General features: G+C 71.4%; 11 protein-coding genes and 1 pseudogene. 6 read left to right on the forward strand and 6 right to left on the reverse strand.

The genetic code is table 11. The annotated features are described in order from the left end of the window. From ACZ7DL_RS32860 to ACZ7DL_RS32880, 5 genes and pseudogenes are all read left to right on the forward strand, one after another. A pseudogene (locus ACZ7DL_RS32860) lies at positions 1-430 on the forward strand (alpha-1,4-glucan--maltose-1-phosphate maltosyltransferase); the annotation flags it as partial. Then, on the forward strand, positions 427-2,145 hold the full coding sequence (gene treS, locus ACZ7DL_RS32865; protein ID WP_470779824.1) for a maltose alpha-D-glucosyltransferase: 1,719 nt from the start codon (positions 427-429) through the stop codon (positions 2,143-2,145). The pseudogene ACZ7DL_RS32860 and the gene treS, both read left to right, overlap by 4 nt. Positions 2,146-2,232: 87 nt before the next feature. Further along, positions 2,233-3,618, forward strand: a complete 1,386-nt coding sequence (locus tag ACZ7DL_RS32870; RefSeq protein ID WP_470779826.1) for a maltokinase N-terminal cap-like domain-containing protein — start codon at positions 2,233-2,235, stop codon at positions 3,616-3,618. A 27-nt stretch (positions 3,619-3,645) separates the two neighbouring features. Next, a complete protein-coding gene (gene glgB / locus ACZ7DL_RS32875; protein WP_470779828.1) occupies positions 3,646-5,955 on the forward strand; it encodes a 1,4-alpha-glucan branching enzyme in 2,310 nt (769 codons plus the stop codon). 78 nt (positions 5,956-6,033) lie between these two features. Further along, positions 6,034-6,492 (forward strand): hypothetical protein, encoded by a 459-nt coding sequence (locus tag ACZ7DL_RS32880; RefSeq protein WP_470779830.1) that lies wholly within the window; start codon positions 6,034-6,036, stop codon positions 6,490-6,492. A gap of 102 nt (positions 6,493-6,594) precedes the next feature. Here the strand turns inward: ACZ7DL_RS32880 and ACZ7DL_RS32885 are convergent, their stop codons facing one another. The 5 genes from ACZ7DL_RS32885 to ACZ7DL_RS32905 all read right to left on the reverse strand — a co-directional run bounded on the left by ACZ7DL_RS32885 (position 6,595) and on the right by ACZ7DL_RS32905 (position 12,364). After that, positions 6,595-8,889, reverse strand: coding sequence for a HelD family protein (locus ACZ7DL_RS32885; RefSeq protein ID WP_470779832.1), 2,295 nt, complete (start codon positions 8,887-8,889; stop codon positions 6,595-6,597). A gap of 123 nt (positions 8,890-9,012) precedes the next feature. Beyond that, positions 9,013-9,327 (reverse strand): thioredoxin, encoded by a 315-nt coding sequence (gene trxA, locus ACZ7DL_RS32890; RefSeq protein WP_470779963.1) that lies wholly within the window; start codon positions 9,325-9,327, stop codon positions 9,013-9,015. 14 nt (positions 9,328-9,341) lie between these two features. Next, a complete protein-coding gene (locus ACZ7DL_RS32895) occupies positions 9,342-9,770 on the reverse strand; it encodes a MerR family transcriptional regulator (RefSeq protein WP_470779834.1) in 429 nt (142 codons plus the stop codon). A 61-nt stretch (positions 9,771-9,831) separates the two neighbouring features. Beyond that, positions 9,832-10,596 (reverse strand): DUF2127 domain-containing protein, encoded by a 765-nt coding sequence (locus ACZ7DL_RS32900; RefSeq protein WP_470779836.1) that lies wholly within the window; start codon positions 10,594-10,596, stop codon positions 9,832-9,834. Positions 10,597-10,690: 94 nt separating this feature from the next. Beyond that, positions 10,691-12,364 carry an MFS transporter gene (locus tag ACZ7DL_RS32905; protein WP_470779838.1) on the reverse strand — a complete coding sequence of 558 codons (1,674 nt, stop codon included), beginning with the start codon at positions 12,362-12,364 and terminating at the stop codon, positions 10,691-10,693. 128 nt (positions 12,365-12,492) lie between these two features. Here ACZ7DL_RS32905 and ACZ7DL_RS32910 point away from each other — a divergent pair, with 128 nt between their 5' ends. Further along, positions 12,493-13,107, forward strand: coding sequence for a TetR/AcrR family transcriptional regulator (locus ACZ7DL_RS32910; protein WP_470779839.1), 615 nt, complete (start codon positions 12,493-12,495; stop codon positions 13,105-13,107). 222 nt (positions 13,108-13,329) lie between these two features. On the opposite strand, the gene ACZ7DL_RS32915 is transcribed toward ACZ7DL_RS32910, so the two are convergent. Next, complete coding sequence (locus ACZ7DL_RS32915; RefSeq protein ID WP_470779841.1) at positions 13,330-14,709, reverse strand: cation:dicarboxylate symporter family transporter; 1,380 nt, start codon at positions 14,707-14,709, stop codon at positions 13,330-13,332. Between the last annotated feature and the right edge of the window lie 2 nt (positions 14,710-14,711).

Genomic DNA, 14,711 nt, shown 5'->3' on the forward strand with positions numbered 1-14,711 from the left:
GAAGTACCAGCTCAAGCCGAGGGACTGGGAAGCGGCCGAGCGGGAGGGCCGGACCATCGCACCGCTCATCACCCGGCTCAACGCCGTCCGACGGCGCAGCCCTGCCCTGCGGCAGCTACGGAACCTGCACTTCCATCACGCCGACCAGGGCGCGGTGATCGCCTACTCGAAACGGAGCGGATCGAACACGGTTCTGGTGGTCGCCAACCTTGACCCGCAGCACACCCAGGAAGCCACGGTCTCGTTGGACATGCCGCAACTCGGCCTGGACTGGCACGAGTCCGTGCCGGTGCGCGACGAGCTCACCGGCGAGACCTACTACTGGGGCAGGGCCAACTATGTGCGCCTCGAACCGGGTCATAGGCCCGCGCATGTGTTCACCGTCCTGCGACCGTCCACCCCGGAGATCGGAGGGTCACCCACCATATGAGCGTCAATGAGCCCGTTCCGGACACCTTCGAGGACACTCCCGCCAAGGACCGGGACCCGGAGTGGTTCAAACGCGCCGTCTTCTACGAGGTCCTGGTCCGCTCCTTCCAGGACAGCAACGGCGACGGCGTCGGCGACCTGAAGGGCCTGACCGCCAAGCTCGACTATCTCCAGTGGCTCGGCGTGGACTGTCTGTGGCTGCCGCCGTTCTTCAAGTCGCCCCTGCGGGACGGCGGTTACGACGTCTCCGACTACACCGCCGTCCTCCCGGAGTTCGGTGACCTCGCCGACTTCGTGGAGTTCGTGGACGCCGCCCACCAGCGCGGCATGCGCGTCATCATCGACTTCGTCATGAACCACACCAGCGACCAGCACCCGTGGTTCCAGGAGTCGAGGCGGGATCCGGACGGTCCGTACGGGGACTACTACGTATGGGCCGACGACGACAAGCAGTTCCAGGACGCCCGGATCATCTTCGTCGACACCGAGGTCTCCAACTGGACGTACGACCCGGTACGCAAGCAGTACTACTGGCATCGCTTCTTCTCGCACCAGCCGGACCTGAACTACGAGAACCCGGCCGTGCAGGAGGAGATGATCTCCGCGCTGAAGTTCTGGCTGGATCTCGGCATCGACGGGTTCCGACTGGACGCGGTGCCGTACCTGTACCAGCAGGAGGGCACCAACTGCGAGAACCTGCCGGCGACCCACGAGTTCCTGAGGCGGGTGCGCAAGGAGATCGACGCCCAGTACCCCGACAAGGTGCTGCTCGCCGAGGCCAACCAGTGGCCCGAGGACGTCGTCGACTACTTCGGCGACTTCCGCACCGGCGGCGACGAGTGCCACATGGCGTTCCACTTCCCGGTCATGCCGCGCATCTTCATGGCCGTACGGCGGGAATCCCGCTACCCGGTCTCGGAGATCCTGGCCAAGACCCCCGCGATCCCGTCCGGCTGCCAGTGGGGCATCTTCCTGCGCAACCACGACGAGCTGACCCTCGAGATGGTCACCGACGAGGAACGCGACTACATGTGGGCCGAGTACGCCAAGGACCCGCGGATGCGCGCCAACATCGGCATCCGCCGGCGCCTGGCGCCACTGCTCGACAACGACCGCAACCAGATCGAGCTGTTCACGGCCCTGCTGCTGTCCCTGCCCGGCTCGCCGATCCTCTACTACGGCGACGAGATCGGCATGGGCGACAACATCTGGCTCGGCGACCGCGACGCCGTCCGCACCCCCATGCAGTGGACCCCCGACCGCAACGCGGGCTTCTCGTCCTGTGACCCGGGACGACTGTTCCTGCCCGCGATCATGGACCCGGTCTACGGCTACCAGGTCACCAACGTCGAGGCGTCCATGGCCTCACCCTCCAGCCTGCTGCACTGGACCCGCCGCATGATCGAGATCCGTAAGCAGAATCCTGCCTTCGGACTGGGGTCCTATACCGAGCTGCCGTCGTCGAACCCGGCGGTGCTCGCCTTCCTGCGCGAGGCCCCCCTGTCCAAGGACGGAGGGGACGACCTCGTGCTGTGCGTCCACAACTTCTCCCGCTTCGCCCAGCCCACGGAGCTGGACCTGAGCCGATTCGGCGGGCGGAACCCCGTCGAGCTGTTCGGCGGGGTCCGGTTCCCGGCGATCGGTGAGCTGCCGTACCTGCTCACCCTCGCGGGACACGGCTTCTACTGGTTCCGGCTGCGCCGGGACGACGTCTAACCGGCCGGGTGGGGCGGTTTCCACCGCCCCACCCGGGGCACGCATCAGTAACACCCCGACGACACCCGGGGAAAGGACGTGACGCCCATGGCGGAAACGGTCACCCCCTCCGGCACCACCCGGTCTCTCCTCGCCTCGCTCGATCCGCTGCTGCGCGCCTGGCTGCCACGGCAGCGCTGGTTCGCGGGCAAGGGCCGCCCGGTCACCGGCTTCACCCCGGTGGCCGTCACCGAACTGCTGCCCCCCGACGGTCGGCTGGGCCTGTACCACCTGCTCCTGCGCGTCCACCAGCCCGATGTGCCGGGCGCCCCGCCGCACCCCGGCGACTGTTACCAGCTCCTCATAGGCGTGCGCGAGGCGCTGCCGCCCCGGCTGGCGCCCGCGCTGATCGGACACGTGACCGAGGGGCCGCTCGCCGGACGCACGGTGTACGAGGCCCTGTACGACCCCCGGCCCGCCGAGGTGCTCCTGGAGGCCCTGCGCACCCAGGCCCGCATCGGCGGGCTGCGGTTCGAGCGGGACCCGCACCAGGAGATCCGGGCAGGCCTGGTGGCCCGGCTGCTGACCGCCGAACAGTCCAACTCGTCGGTGGTCTACGGAGATACGTTCATCCTGAAGTTGCTGCGCCGGGTCGTGCCCGGTGTCAACCCCGATCTGGAGATACCCCTCGCCCTGGCCCGCGAGCGCTGCCCCCGGGTGCCCGCGCCGACGGCCTGGCTCCATACCGAGGTGGCCACGGAGCCCTACGTCCTGGCCGTGCTCCAGCCCTTCGTGAACGGCGCGAGCGACGGCTGGGAGCTGGCGCTGCGCGAGCTCGCCAAGGGCGAGGACTTCGTCGCCGAGGCCCGCGCACTGGGCCGGGCCACCGCCGAGGTGCACACCGCGCTCGCCCGTGCCCTGCCGACGGTCACCCTCGGCCACACCCAGCTGGCGTCGCTGGTCGACGGCATGACCGAGCGGCTGGCGGCGGCCGTGCAGGCGGTGCCGGCGCTGCGGCCGTACGAGGACGGGCTGCGCTCGGCCTACGCGGCGCTCGGCCAGCTCGCCGCCGAGGGCCGCACCTGGACCGCCCAGCGGGTCCACGGCGATCTGCACCTCGGGCAGTGCCTGCGCTCGCCGTCCGGCCAGTGGTCGCTGATCGACTTCGAGGGCGAGCCGGCCCGGCCGCCGGCCGAGCGGCGGATGCCGCAGCCGCCGGTGCGGGACATCGCGGGGATGCTCCGCTCCTTCGACTACGCGGCCCACTCGGCGTCCCCGCCGGCCCCGGAGTGGGCGCGGGCCTGCCGGGCCGCCTACTGCTCCGGGTACGCGGAGGTGGCCGGCCGCGACCCGCGCACCGAGCCGGTGCTGCTGCGGGCCTTCGAGACCGACAAGGCGGTCTACGAGGTCGTCTACGAGGCCCGGCACCGCCCCGACTGGCTCCCCGTACCGCTGTCGGCGATCCGTCGCCTCGCCGCGTCCGACCCGACCTGACCCGATCCTCGCCCGGGAGACTCGCTCGTGACGTCCAAGAAGTCAGCCAGCAGGAACAAGTCCGGCAAGACCAAGGCCGAGAGGAAGGCCACGGGGACGCGGGCCGCGCAGGTACCGCCGCAGCCGGCGCCACCCGCGCCGGAGATCGCCGTCTCCCCCGCCGTCGGCGCCGGCGACCGCGAGCGGCTGCTGCACGGCACCCACCACGACCCGCACGCCGTCCTGGGCGCGCACCCGGTGCCGGGCGGGGTCGCGGTCCGCGCCTTCCGCCCGTACGCGCGGGCGGTCACCGTGGTCTCGGGCGAGCTGCGCGCGGAGCTGCACGACGACGGTGACGGCTTCTTCTCCGGCCTGCTGCCGCTCACCGAGGCCCCCGCCTACCGGCTGCTCGTGACATACGACGGGGCGGTCCACGAGACCGAGGACGCCTACCGCTTCCTGCCCACCCTCGGCGAGCTGGACCTGCACCTGATCGGCGAGGGCCGGCACGAGCAGCTGTGGCAGGCGCTCGGCGCGCACGTCACCACCCACGAGGGCGTCACCGGGACCCGGTTCGCGGTGTGGGCGCCGAACGCGCGGGGCGTCCGGGTCACCGGCGGCTTCAACTTCTGGGACGGCACCGGCTTCCCGATGCGCTCGCTCGGCGCCACCGGGGTCTGGGAGCTGTTCGTGCCGGGGATCGGCGAGGGCGAGCTGTACAAGTTCGAGATCACCCGCCCGGACGGCTCGCGCACCCTGCGCGCCGACCCGCTGGCCCGGCGCACCGAGGTGCCGCCCGCGACCTCCTCGATCGTGCACGCCTCGCATCACGAGTGGGGAGACGCGGAGTGGCTGGCCCACCGGGCGGACACGCCGGTCCACGAGGCGCCCTTCTCCGTGTACGAGGTCCACCTGCCCTCCTGGCGCCCGGGGCTGACCTATCGCCAGCTGGCCGAGCAGCTGCCGTCGTACGTGCGGGAGATGGGCTTCACGCACGTGGAGCTGATGCCGGTGGCCGAGCACCCCTTCGGCGGCTCCTGGGGTTACCAGGTGACCGGGTTCTACGCCCCGACGGCCCGGCTCGGCACCCCCGACGACTTCAAGTACCTGGTGGACAGGCTGCACCAGGCGGGCATCGGCGTGCTGATGGACTGGGTGCCGGCGCACTTCCCGCGCGACGACTGGGCGCTGGCCGAGTTCGACGGGCGCCCGTTGTACGAGCACCACGACCCGCTGCGGGCCGCCCATCCCGACTGGGGCACCCTGGAGTTCGACTTCGGCCGGCGCGAGGTGCGCAACTTCCTGGTGGCGAACGCCGTGTACTGGTGCGAGGAGTTCCACATCGACGGGCTGCGCGTCGACGCGGTCGCCTCGATGCTCTACCTGGACTACTCGCGCGAGCCGGGCCAGTGGACGCCGAACGAGCACGGCGGCCGGGAGAACCTGGACGCGGTGGCCTTCCTCCAGGAGATGAACGCGACCGTGTACCGGCGCTGCCCGGGCGTGGTGACCATCGCCGAGGAGTCGACCGCCTGGGACGGCGTCACCCGGCCCACCCACCACCGGGGCCCCAGCGGCTTCGGCGGGCTCGGCTTCGGCCTGAAGTGGAACATGGGCTGGATGCACGACTCGCTCCAGTACATGAGCCACGACCCCGTTCACCGCGCGTACCACCACCACGAGATGACGTTCTCGATGATGTACGCCTGGAGCGAGAACTACGTCCTGCCCATCTCCCACGACGAGGTGGTGCACGGCAAGCGGTCCCTGGTGTCGAAGATGCCCGGCGACTGGTGGCAGCAGCGGGCCGACCACCGTGCCTACCTGGGCTTCATGTGGGCCCACCCGGGCAAGCAGCTCCTCTTCATGGGCCAGGAGTTCGCCCAGGGCGCCGAGTGGTCCGAGGCCCACGGCCCCGACTGGTGGCTGCTCGACCCGGCGTACGCCGCCGAGGCCGACCACCGGGGCGTGCGGGACCTGGTGCGGGACCTCAACGCGCGGTACCGGGCGACCCCGGCCCTGTGGCAGCGGGACACCGACCCGGCGGGCTTCCAGTGGGTCACCGGGGACGCGGCGGACGACAACGTCTTCGCGTTCCTGCGCCACGACGCCGACGGCACCCCGCTGCTCGCGGTCTCCCATCTGGCCCCGGTGGTCCGCGCCGACTACCGGATCGGGGTGCCCGAGGAGGTGCCGGCCTGGACGGAGGTGCTGAACACCGACGCGGCCCGCTACGGCGGCAGCGACGTCACCCATCCGGACGTCGTCAAACCCGAGCCGCACCCCTGGCACGGCCGCCCGGCGAGCATCCGGCTGACCTTGCCGCCGCTGGCGACGATCTGGCTGCGCCCGGCCTGACCTGCCCTTTGCCTTACGCCTCGCCGTGCGCCTACGCTCGGGCGCCTGGTGGGGCGGGAGAGGCGAGAGGGGGCGGGCATGCGGCGGATCGTCGTGGCTCTGGGGATGGTGGCGGTCGCCCTGACGGGCTGTGCGCCGGACAGGGCGTGCACCCTGTCGGACATGGACTCGGGCGTCGGCGTCGTGTGGCGGCCGGCGGACTTCGGGAAGCAGCAGGACGCGGTGACGGTCCGGCTGTGCGTGCACGGCAGATGCGCGCAGCGGGCGTCCGGCGATCCCGGCGATCCGGTCCGGACGGTGTCGGTACGGCTCCCGGACGACGTCGGGTCCGGCCCGGTACCGGTGCGGCTCACCGTGACGTCCCGGAAGGACGGCCGGGTCGTCGTCCGGGACAGCCGGCGGGCCCGGCTGGACGAGCAGCACCCCAACGGCCGCTCCTGCCCGCCCACGGCCTGGACCGCTGCCTTCCGCGTGCATCCGGAGAAGGGGCTGGAGCCGCCGAAGGGCACGAACCCGCAGAAGGCGGCCGGCGGTTGAGAGAAGGCGGCCGGAACAGCCCGTCCGCGTTCGTGGACGAGGCCGTTCAGGCCGAAGCGGGGCCTGGGGGCGGCAGCCCCCAGACGCCCGCTGTCCCTACCGTCACCTCATGTCGGCCAAGCCCGGCGGCAGCGAGCCCGTGTGCAGCACGCCGAGCCGCTGGGTGGCCCGGGTCAGGGCCACGTACAGGTCGCTCGTGCCGTACGCGGCCGGTTCCACCACCAGCACCGAGTCGAACTCGAGCCCCTTGGCCTGGCGCGGGTCGAGCAGGACCACCGTCCGCGTCAGGTCGGGTTCCGCGCCGGCCGTGACGCCGTCCAGCCGGGCGGCCAGGGAGCGGTGCAGCGTGCGCGGGGCGATCACCGCGAGCCGGCCCTCCGTGGGGGTGAGTTCGGCGACCGCCTTGGCGACGGCGCCGGGCAGGTCGTCGGACGCCTGCCGCACCCAGGGCCGTACGCCGGTGGCCCGGACGGAACTCGGCGGTTCGAAGTCCGGGTGCGCGGCCCGGACCACGGCCGCGGCCAGGTCCATGATCTCCGCCGGGGTCCGGTAGTTGACGCCCAGCCGGGTGTGCTCCCAGCGGTCCTCGACAAAGGGGGTGAGGATGTCCGCCCAGGAGCCGACGCCGGCCGCCTCCGCCGTCTGGGCGGGGTCGCCGACCAGGGTCATGGCGCGAGTCGGGCTGCGGCGCATCAGCAGCCGCCAGGCCATCGGGGACAGCTCCTGTGCCTCGTCCACGATGATGTGGCCGAACGCCCAGGTGCGGTCGGCGGCGGCCCGCTCGGCGGCGCTGCGGTGGTCGGCCTCCTCGTGCCGCTCGGCGAACCGCTCGGCGTCGATGATGTCGTGGGCGCTCAGCACCTCCGAGGCGTCGGGGTCGCTGTCCTCCTTGTCCTCGAACTCGTACGTCCGGGAGGCGTACGACACGTCCAGGACCCCCTGCGCGTAGGCCACCTGGGTCTCGCGTTCCCGCTCGGCGCGGGCCCGGGCCATCCGGTCGTCCTCGCCGAGGAGTTCGGCCGCCTCGTCCAGCAGGGGGACGTCGGCGACGGTCCAGGCGCGGGTCACCGGGCGGCGGATCGCGTCGGCGTCCGCCTTCGGGAGATATCCGTCCGGCTCCGCGAGGAAGTCGGCGACCAGCCGTTGCGGGGTGATCCGGGGCCACAACCGGTCGATGGCGTCCCAGACTTCCGGGTTCTCGGCGAGTTCGTCGCGGATCTGGGTGATGTCGGAGGCGTCGAGCAGGTTGCTGCCGTCGTACGGGTCGGTGCCCACGCGCTCGGCGTACAGCTCGGTGAGGGTGTTGAGGATGTAGCCCTCGAAGTGCTCGCGGGCCGCGTTGTGCGGCAGTTCGGCGGCGCGGGTGCGCTCGCGGGCGACGCCGACCAGGCCGTCGTCCAGCATGAGCACCTCGCGGTCGTGCTGAACCGCGATGACCGGGTCGGGCAGGGCCTGCCGGTCGCGTACGACGGCGGCGAGCACGTCGGCCATGTCGGCGCGGCCCTTGACGGCGGCGGCCTCGGGGGTGTCGGTGGCGGTGGCCTTCACGCCGGGGAAGAGCTCGCCGACGGTGGCGAGCAGCACCCCGGTCTCACCGAGGGAGGGCAGCACCTCGCCGATGTAGCCGAGGAAGGCGGGGTTGGGGCCGACGATGAGGACCGCGCGGCGGGCCAGCAGCTCCCGGTACTCGTAGAGCAGGTAGGCCGCGCGGTGCAGGGCGACCGCGGTCTTGCCGGTGCCGGGGCCGCCCTCCACGACCAGCACGCCCTGATGGGGTGCGCGGATGATGCGGTCCTGGTCGGCCTGGATGGTCTGCACGATGTCGCTCATCCGGCCGGTGCGCGCCGAGTTCAGCGCGGCCAGCAGCACGGCGTCGCCGTTGTGGTCCTCGTGCCCGGTGCGGGTGGCGTCGCCGAGATCCAGGATCTCGTCGTGCAGGGAGGTGACGGTCCGGCCCTCGGTGGCGATGTGCCGGCGGCGGCGCAGGCCCATCGGGGTGTGGCCGGTGGCGAGGTAGAAGGGGCGGGCGACATCGGCCCGCCAGTCGATGAGGACGGGTGTGCGCTCGGTGTCGTCCTCGCGCAGCCCGATCCGGCCGATGTGGTGCTTCGTGCCGTCGGTCAGGTCGATCCGGCCGAAGCAGAGCGAGCCGTCCACGGCGTTCAGCGCGGCGAGCAGCCCCGAGCGCTCGGCGACCAGGATGTCCCGCTCCAGCCGGGCCTGCATCGGCTTGTCGCCCTGGGCGAGCGCGTCCGCGACGGAGGTCTCGGCCTCGCCGCGCAGCACGTCCACGCGCGCGTACAGTCCGTCGATGAATTCCTGCTCGTGCCGCAATTCGTCATCCGGAAATTCGCTGTTCGACAGATCCGCGTTTGACAATTCCGCTCCCGCCCGCATATACTGTGCTCACTGAACTTCTCCGCGACCCGTTCAATACGAAGTCGCGAACCACCGAATATACGCACAGAAATCCCCCGAGCGCAATTGCCCGGGGGATTTTTCGTGGGTGGCCCGGCCGCTTTACAGCACGTCGGCCAGCTCTTCCAGCAACCGCCGCTTGGGCCGCGCCCCCACCATCGACTTCACCGGCTCACCGTCCCGGAACACCATGAACGTCGGCATCGACAGCACCTTGTAGGCGTTCGTGGTGTCCGGGTTGTGGTCCACGTCCAGCTGGACGACCTTCAGCCGCTCGCCCTCCTCGGACGCGAGCTGGCTGAGCACCGGCGCCATCTGCCGGCACGGCGGACACCAGTCGGCCGTGAACTCCACCAGCACCGGCAGTTCGGACTCCAGGACCTCCGTCGCGAAGTCCGCGTCCCCCACTTCGGCCACACCCGCGGCTTTGCTCACCGTTTCTGCCCTCCCAGCTCGCACAGAGGCTCCGGACCTCCCGGAGCCCGCGCCTCGGCGGCCAGCTCGTCCCGCGCCCGCTCGGCCCGCGCCAGCTGCCCCGCGACCGTCTCGCGCACCGCGGTCAGCTCCCCGATGAGCGCGTCCAGCTCGGCCAGCTTGCGCCGGTAGACCACCAGCGAGGCCGGGCAGGAGTCGCCCTCCGGATGCCCGGCCCGCAGACACTCCACGAACGGCCGTGTCTCCTCCAGGTCGAAGCCGAAGTCCTGAAGGGTGCGGATCTGCTCCAGCAGCCGGACGTCGCTCTCGTCGTACGTCCGGTGTCCGTTGCCGTCGCGCCGGGCCGGCAGCAGGCCCCGGGACTCGTAGTAGCGCAGGGTGCGTGTCGTGGTTCCGGCCCGTGCGGCCAGCTCGCCGATTCGCATGCCTACGACGGTAGAGGTTGACGTCGGCGTCAAGGCAAGGCCGGCGGGAGGAGCGCCATGGCTAGACCATGACCCCCGCCGACTCCTCCACCTCCAGCAGCGAGGCGCTGTGCCGTTCCTCCTCGAACTTCCGGCGCCCGCCGCGCAGTCCGAACAGCCGCTTGGTCAGGGCGATGTAGAGAACGGCCAGGATGTTCAGCACCAGGGTGGTGATCTTCAGCCAGCTGACGTGCTCGGTGAGCTCGTAGATCTCCAGCGGGAGGAAGGCGGCCGTGGCGACCACCGTCAGATACTCCGCCCAGCGCTTGGCGTACCAGAGGCCGACCGCCTCGATGATCTCGATCAGCGCGTAGGCCAGCAGCAGGCCGGCCACCAGCAGGAGCGTGGAGTGCCGGTAGCCGAACGCCTTCTGGACGGAGCCGACGACCGGCGAGTGGTCGAGGTCGTAGTGGAAGTGCCGGAACACCGGGCGGAAGACGTCCAGGTACTCGTCGAACAGGCGGCGCACCGCGTCCTGGCTGTTGCTGAACTTCCACACCGCGGCCGCGACCAGCACGATGAACACCCCGCGCACGGCCCGCTCCACGGCGAGGAAGCGCAGCACGAACAGGTCCCGCAGCACCTTGCCGCGCGGCACCAGCGGCGCGTCGGCGGCCGGTCCGGAGCCGCGCGGGTCGCCGAGCACGAAGTCACCGCAGCGCAGGCACCGCCAGACGTCCCCGAGCGCGGTCTGGGCGTGCAGCCTGATCCGCAGCCGGGGATCGTCGGGCGCGTAGGTCACATGGCCCTTGCGCGCGCAGGTCCGCCGGTCCCAGTCGATCTTCATCCCCCGTGCCTCCATACATGTACTGACGCCACGCACGAACGTGCCGTTCCGGTTGATCCGGAACGGCACGTTAGTGGACGCATGGGCAAGGCGATCAGGCGGTCGCGCTGTCCACCAGTTCCTTCTCCGTCTCCGTCGCCTCCGGCGCGCCGGCGTCCCGGCGCGGCAGCAGGAAGGCCACCAGGACCGTGCCGATGCCGAGGATCACCGCGCCGACCAGGCTGGTGTGGGCGACCGCGTCGGAGAAGGCGGAGCCCACCGCGTCGGACATCTGCCGGGCACCGGCGGCCAGTTCGGCGGCCTGCTGCTTGAGCTGCGCGGCCTGCTGCGGGTCGGTCGCCTGCTGGGCCTGCGCGGCGGCCTGGTGCGCCTTCTCGCCGATGCCCTGCGCGACGGCGTACCCGGCGCCGACCGAGTCCTGCGCGGTGTCCAGGGCGTCGGCCGGAAGCTTGCTGCCGGCGGTGGCGTCGGACAGGTGGTCGCCGTAGGAGGTGGCGAGCAGCGAGCCGAGGATGGCGATGCCGAGCGAGCCGCCCAGCTCCAGCGAGGTGTCGTTGACGGCACCTCCGACGCCCAGCTCGGACTCCGGGAACGCGCCCATGATGGCGTCGGTGCAGGGCGAGAGGGCGAGACCGATGGCGAGGCCCAGGATGATCAGCGGCGCGACGAAGTCGCCGTAGCCGGAGCCCGCGTCCACGCGGGTGAGCAGGGCGAGGGCGGTCGTACCGCCGACCATGCCGGCGCTGACGGTCCACTTCATGCCGACGCGCGGGGTGAGCCAGCCGGTCAGGGCGGAGCCGACGAAGACGGCACCGGCGAGCGGCAGCATGCGCACACCGGTCTCCAGGGCGTCGTAGCCGAGGACGAACTGGAGGTGCTGGGTGAGGTAGTAGAAGGCGCCGAAGACGGCGAGGAAGAACAGGGCGACGGCGAGGTTGGAGCCCGCGAACCGGCGGCCCGTGAAGCGGCGCACGTCCAGGATCGGGCGCGGGTGGCGCAGCTCCCACAGGACGAACGCGATCAGGCCGGCGCCCGCGGCGACGGCCGCCCCGACGGCCTTGGCGCCCCAGCCGAAGTGCGGGCCCTCGATGATCATGTAGACGAGCGCGCCGGTCCAGATCACCGACAGCAGGCCGCCGACGTAGTCGATGCGGTCGTGGTGACCGGCCTTGGACGGCGGCACGAGGACCAAGGCCCCGACGACGGCGACGGCCGCGATGGGCACGTTGATCAGGAAGGTCGAGGACCAGCCGTGGTCGCGCAGCAGGGCGCCGGCGACCACCGGTCCGGCGGCGATGGCGAGCCCGGCCGTGGCCGTCCACAGCACGATCGCCTTGGCCCGCTCGGCGCGCGGGAAGGTGGCGGCGAGCAGCGAGAGCGTGGCCGGCATGATGAGGGCCGCGCCGACACCCATCACGGCCCGGGCCGCGATGACGGTCGTGGAGCTGTCGGCGAGGTACCCGAAGACGGCCCCGCCGCCGAACACCAGCAGACCGAGGACGAGCGCCCCGCGCCGGCTGTACTTGTCGCCGATCGCACCGAGCAGCAGCATCAGCGCCGCGTAGGGGACGGTGTAGCCGTCGATCACCCACTGGAGGTCGGCGCTGGAGAGCCCGAGGTCCTTCGTCATGTCGGGCGCCGCGACGGTGAGGGCGGTGTTCGCCATCACGATGATCAGCAGACTCAGGCACAGCACCAGCAGCGCCCACCAGCGCCGGGCGTAGGGCCGCTCCATCCTTTCGACCGGTTCGGTCATGACGAGTCGCATGGCAGGGGTCGCCTTCCTCGGGTACGCGACGGAACTTGCACATTGGCGTGCAATTGCACAACCATGTGCAATGTACGTCGTTGCACAACACTGTGCAAGTCGAGCCGGGAGGGCCGCGGGAAGGCAGAATGACCGCCATGACCACGGGTAACACCAGCCGCGCCGACGCCAACCGGCGCCGCATCCTCGACGTCGCCCTCGCCGAACTGCTGCGCGACCCCGACGCCTCCATGGACCAGATCGCGCGCGCCGCGGGGGTCGTACGACGGACGGTCTACGGCCACTTCCCCAACCGGGAAGCGCTGATCAGCACCCTGGTGGACGGGGCCGTGGAGGCGCTGGTGGACGCCGACGCGAACGCCCGGGCCGGGGTGAGCGACCCGGCCGAGGCGGTGGCCCGCTCGGTGCTCGCCCTGTGGCCCGTCGCCGACCGCTACCGGCTGCTGATCGCCCTGGCCCAGCGCACGGTCACCGTGCAGGGCATCCGCGAACGCCTCGCGCCGCTGCGCGAGAACAAGATCCGCCTCCTCCAGCGCGGCTTGGACGAGGGCGTGTTCGCCTCCCCGCTGCCCGCGCCGGCCCTCGCGTATGTGCACGAGCAGATGCTGTTCGCGGTGACGGAGGCGGTGAACGACGGCCTGCTGGCAGCGGAAGAGGCGGGCCGCTCCGCCACGGTCGCCGTACTGACCGCGGCGGGCGTGCCCGCCTCACGGGCCACCGAGCTGGTGGCCCAGGTGTCGTAGCGCAGCAAGAAGCCGGGCGGCTGAGCGTACGGGGGGTACTCAGCCGCCCGGCGGCGGTACCGGACGCCCGGCCCGGGTTCAGGCGGGGCCGGACGTCCGGAGATGAAGGGCGCTTCGCGCCCCTTCAGGGGCCCGGGGCCGTATCGGTATGCGGCTCCGCCGCGTGGGCGCGACCGGCCGCACACGGCCCGCAGCCGCGCGACGGCCGAGCCCGGCAGACGCCTAGGCCTTGGCCAGCACCTCTCCCCTCGGCTCGGGAGCATCGGAAACCGTGCCCCGGCCCTCGTCCAGCAGCGTGGCCTCGTCGAACGGCAGCTCCCCGGCCAGCACCCGCCGCACCCGCACCTTGTCGATCTCCTTGGTCCAGGTGCCGACCAGCACGGTCGCGACCGCGTTGCCCGCGAAGTTCGTCAGCGCCCGGGCCTCGCTCATGAACCGGTCGATGCCGACGATCAGCCCGACGCCGTCGACCAGCGCCGGCTTGTGGGACTGGAGGCCGCCGGCCAGGGTGGCGAGCCCCGCACCGCTGACCCCGGCCGCGCCCTTGGACGCCAGCAGCAGGAAGAGCAGCAGCGGGATCTGCTCGCCGATCGACATCGGGGTACCCAGCGCGTCCGCGATGTACAGCGACGCCATCGTCATGTAGATCATCGTGCCGTCGAGGTTGAACGAGTACCCGGTCGGCACAGTGATGCCGACGACCGGCCGGCTGACGCCCAGGTGCTCCATCTTCGCGATGAGCCGCGGCAGCGCGGACTCGGACGAGGAGGTGGAAAGGATCAGCAGGAATTCCCGGGCCAGGTACTTGAACAGGGAGAAGACGTTCAGGCCGGCGACGATCCGGAGCAGGGCGCCGAGCACGATGAAGACGAACAGGAAGCAGGTGACGTAGAAGCCGAGCATCAGCACGGCCAGGCTCTTGAGCGCGTCGATGCCGGCGGAGCCGACCACGGCCGCGATCGCGCCGAACGCACCGACCGGCGCGGCCCACATCACCATCGACAGGATGCGGAAGACGAGCCGCTGGATGTGCTCGATGCCGCGCAGCACCGGCTCCCCGGTCGACCCCATGGCCTGGAGCGCGAACCCGGCGAGCAGGGCCACCAGCAGCGTCTGGAGCACCTGCTGCTGGGTGAAGGCGGACACGAACGTGGTCGGGATGATCGACAGCACGAAGTCGACGGGCGGCAGCGCTTCGGACGACACCTGGTCGTGCCCGGTCTGCTTGAGCGCGTCGGTCAGATGCAGCCCGTCACCGGGGTGCAGCACGTTGCCGACGACGAGCCCGATGGCCAGCGCGACGAGCGACATCACCAGGAAGTAGCCGAGCGCGATCCCGCCGACGGCGCCGACCTTGGCGGCTTTCCGTACGGAACCGATGCCGAGCACGATCGTGCAGAAGATGATCGGCGAGATCATCATCTTGATCAGGTTCACAAAACCGGTGCCCAGCGGCTTCAGTTCCACCGCGGCATCGGGCCAGACCAGCCCCACGACGATGCCGAGCGCGACCGCCGCGATGACGGCGATGTACAGGTAATGGGTCCGGTCCCGCTTCACACGGGGTGCGGCAGGTGCCGTAGGGGGAGTACTGGCGGCCACGA

The sequence above is a fragment of the Streptomyces sp. NPDC036984 genome (assembly GCF_055607665.1).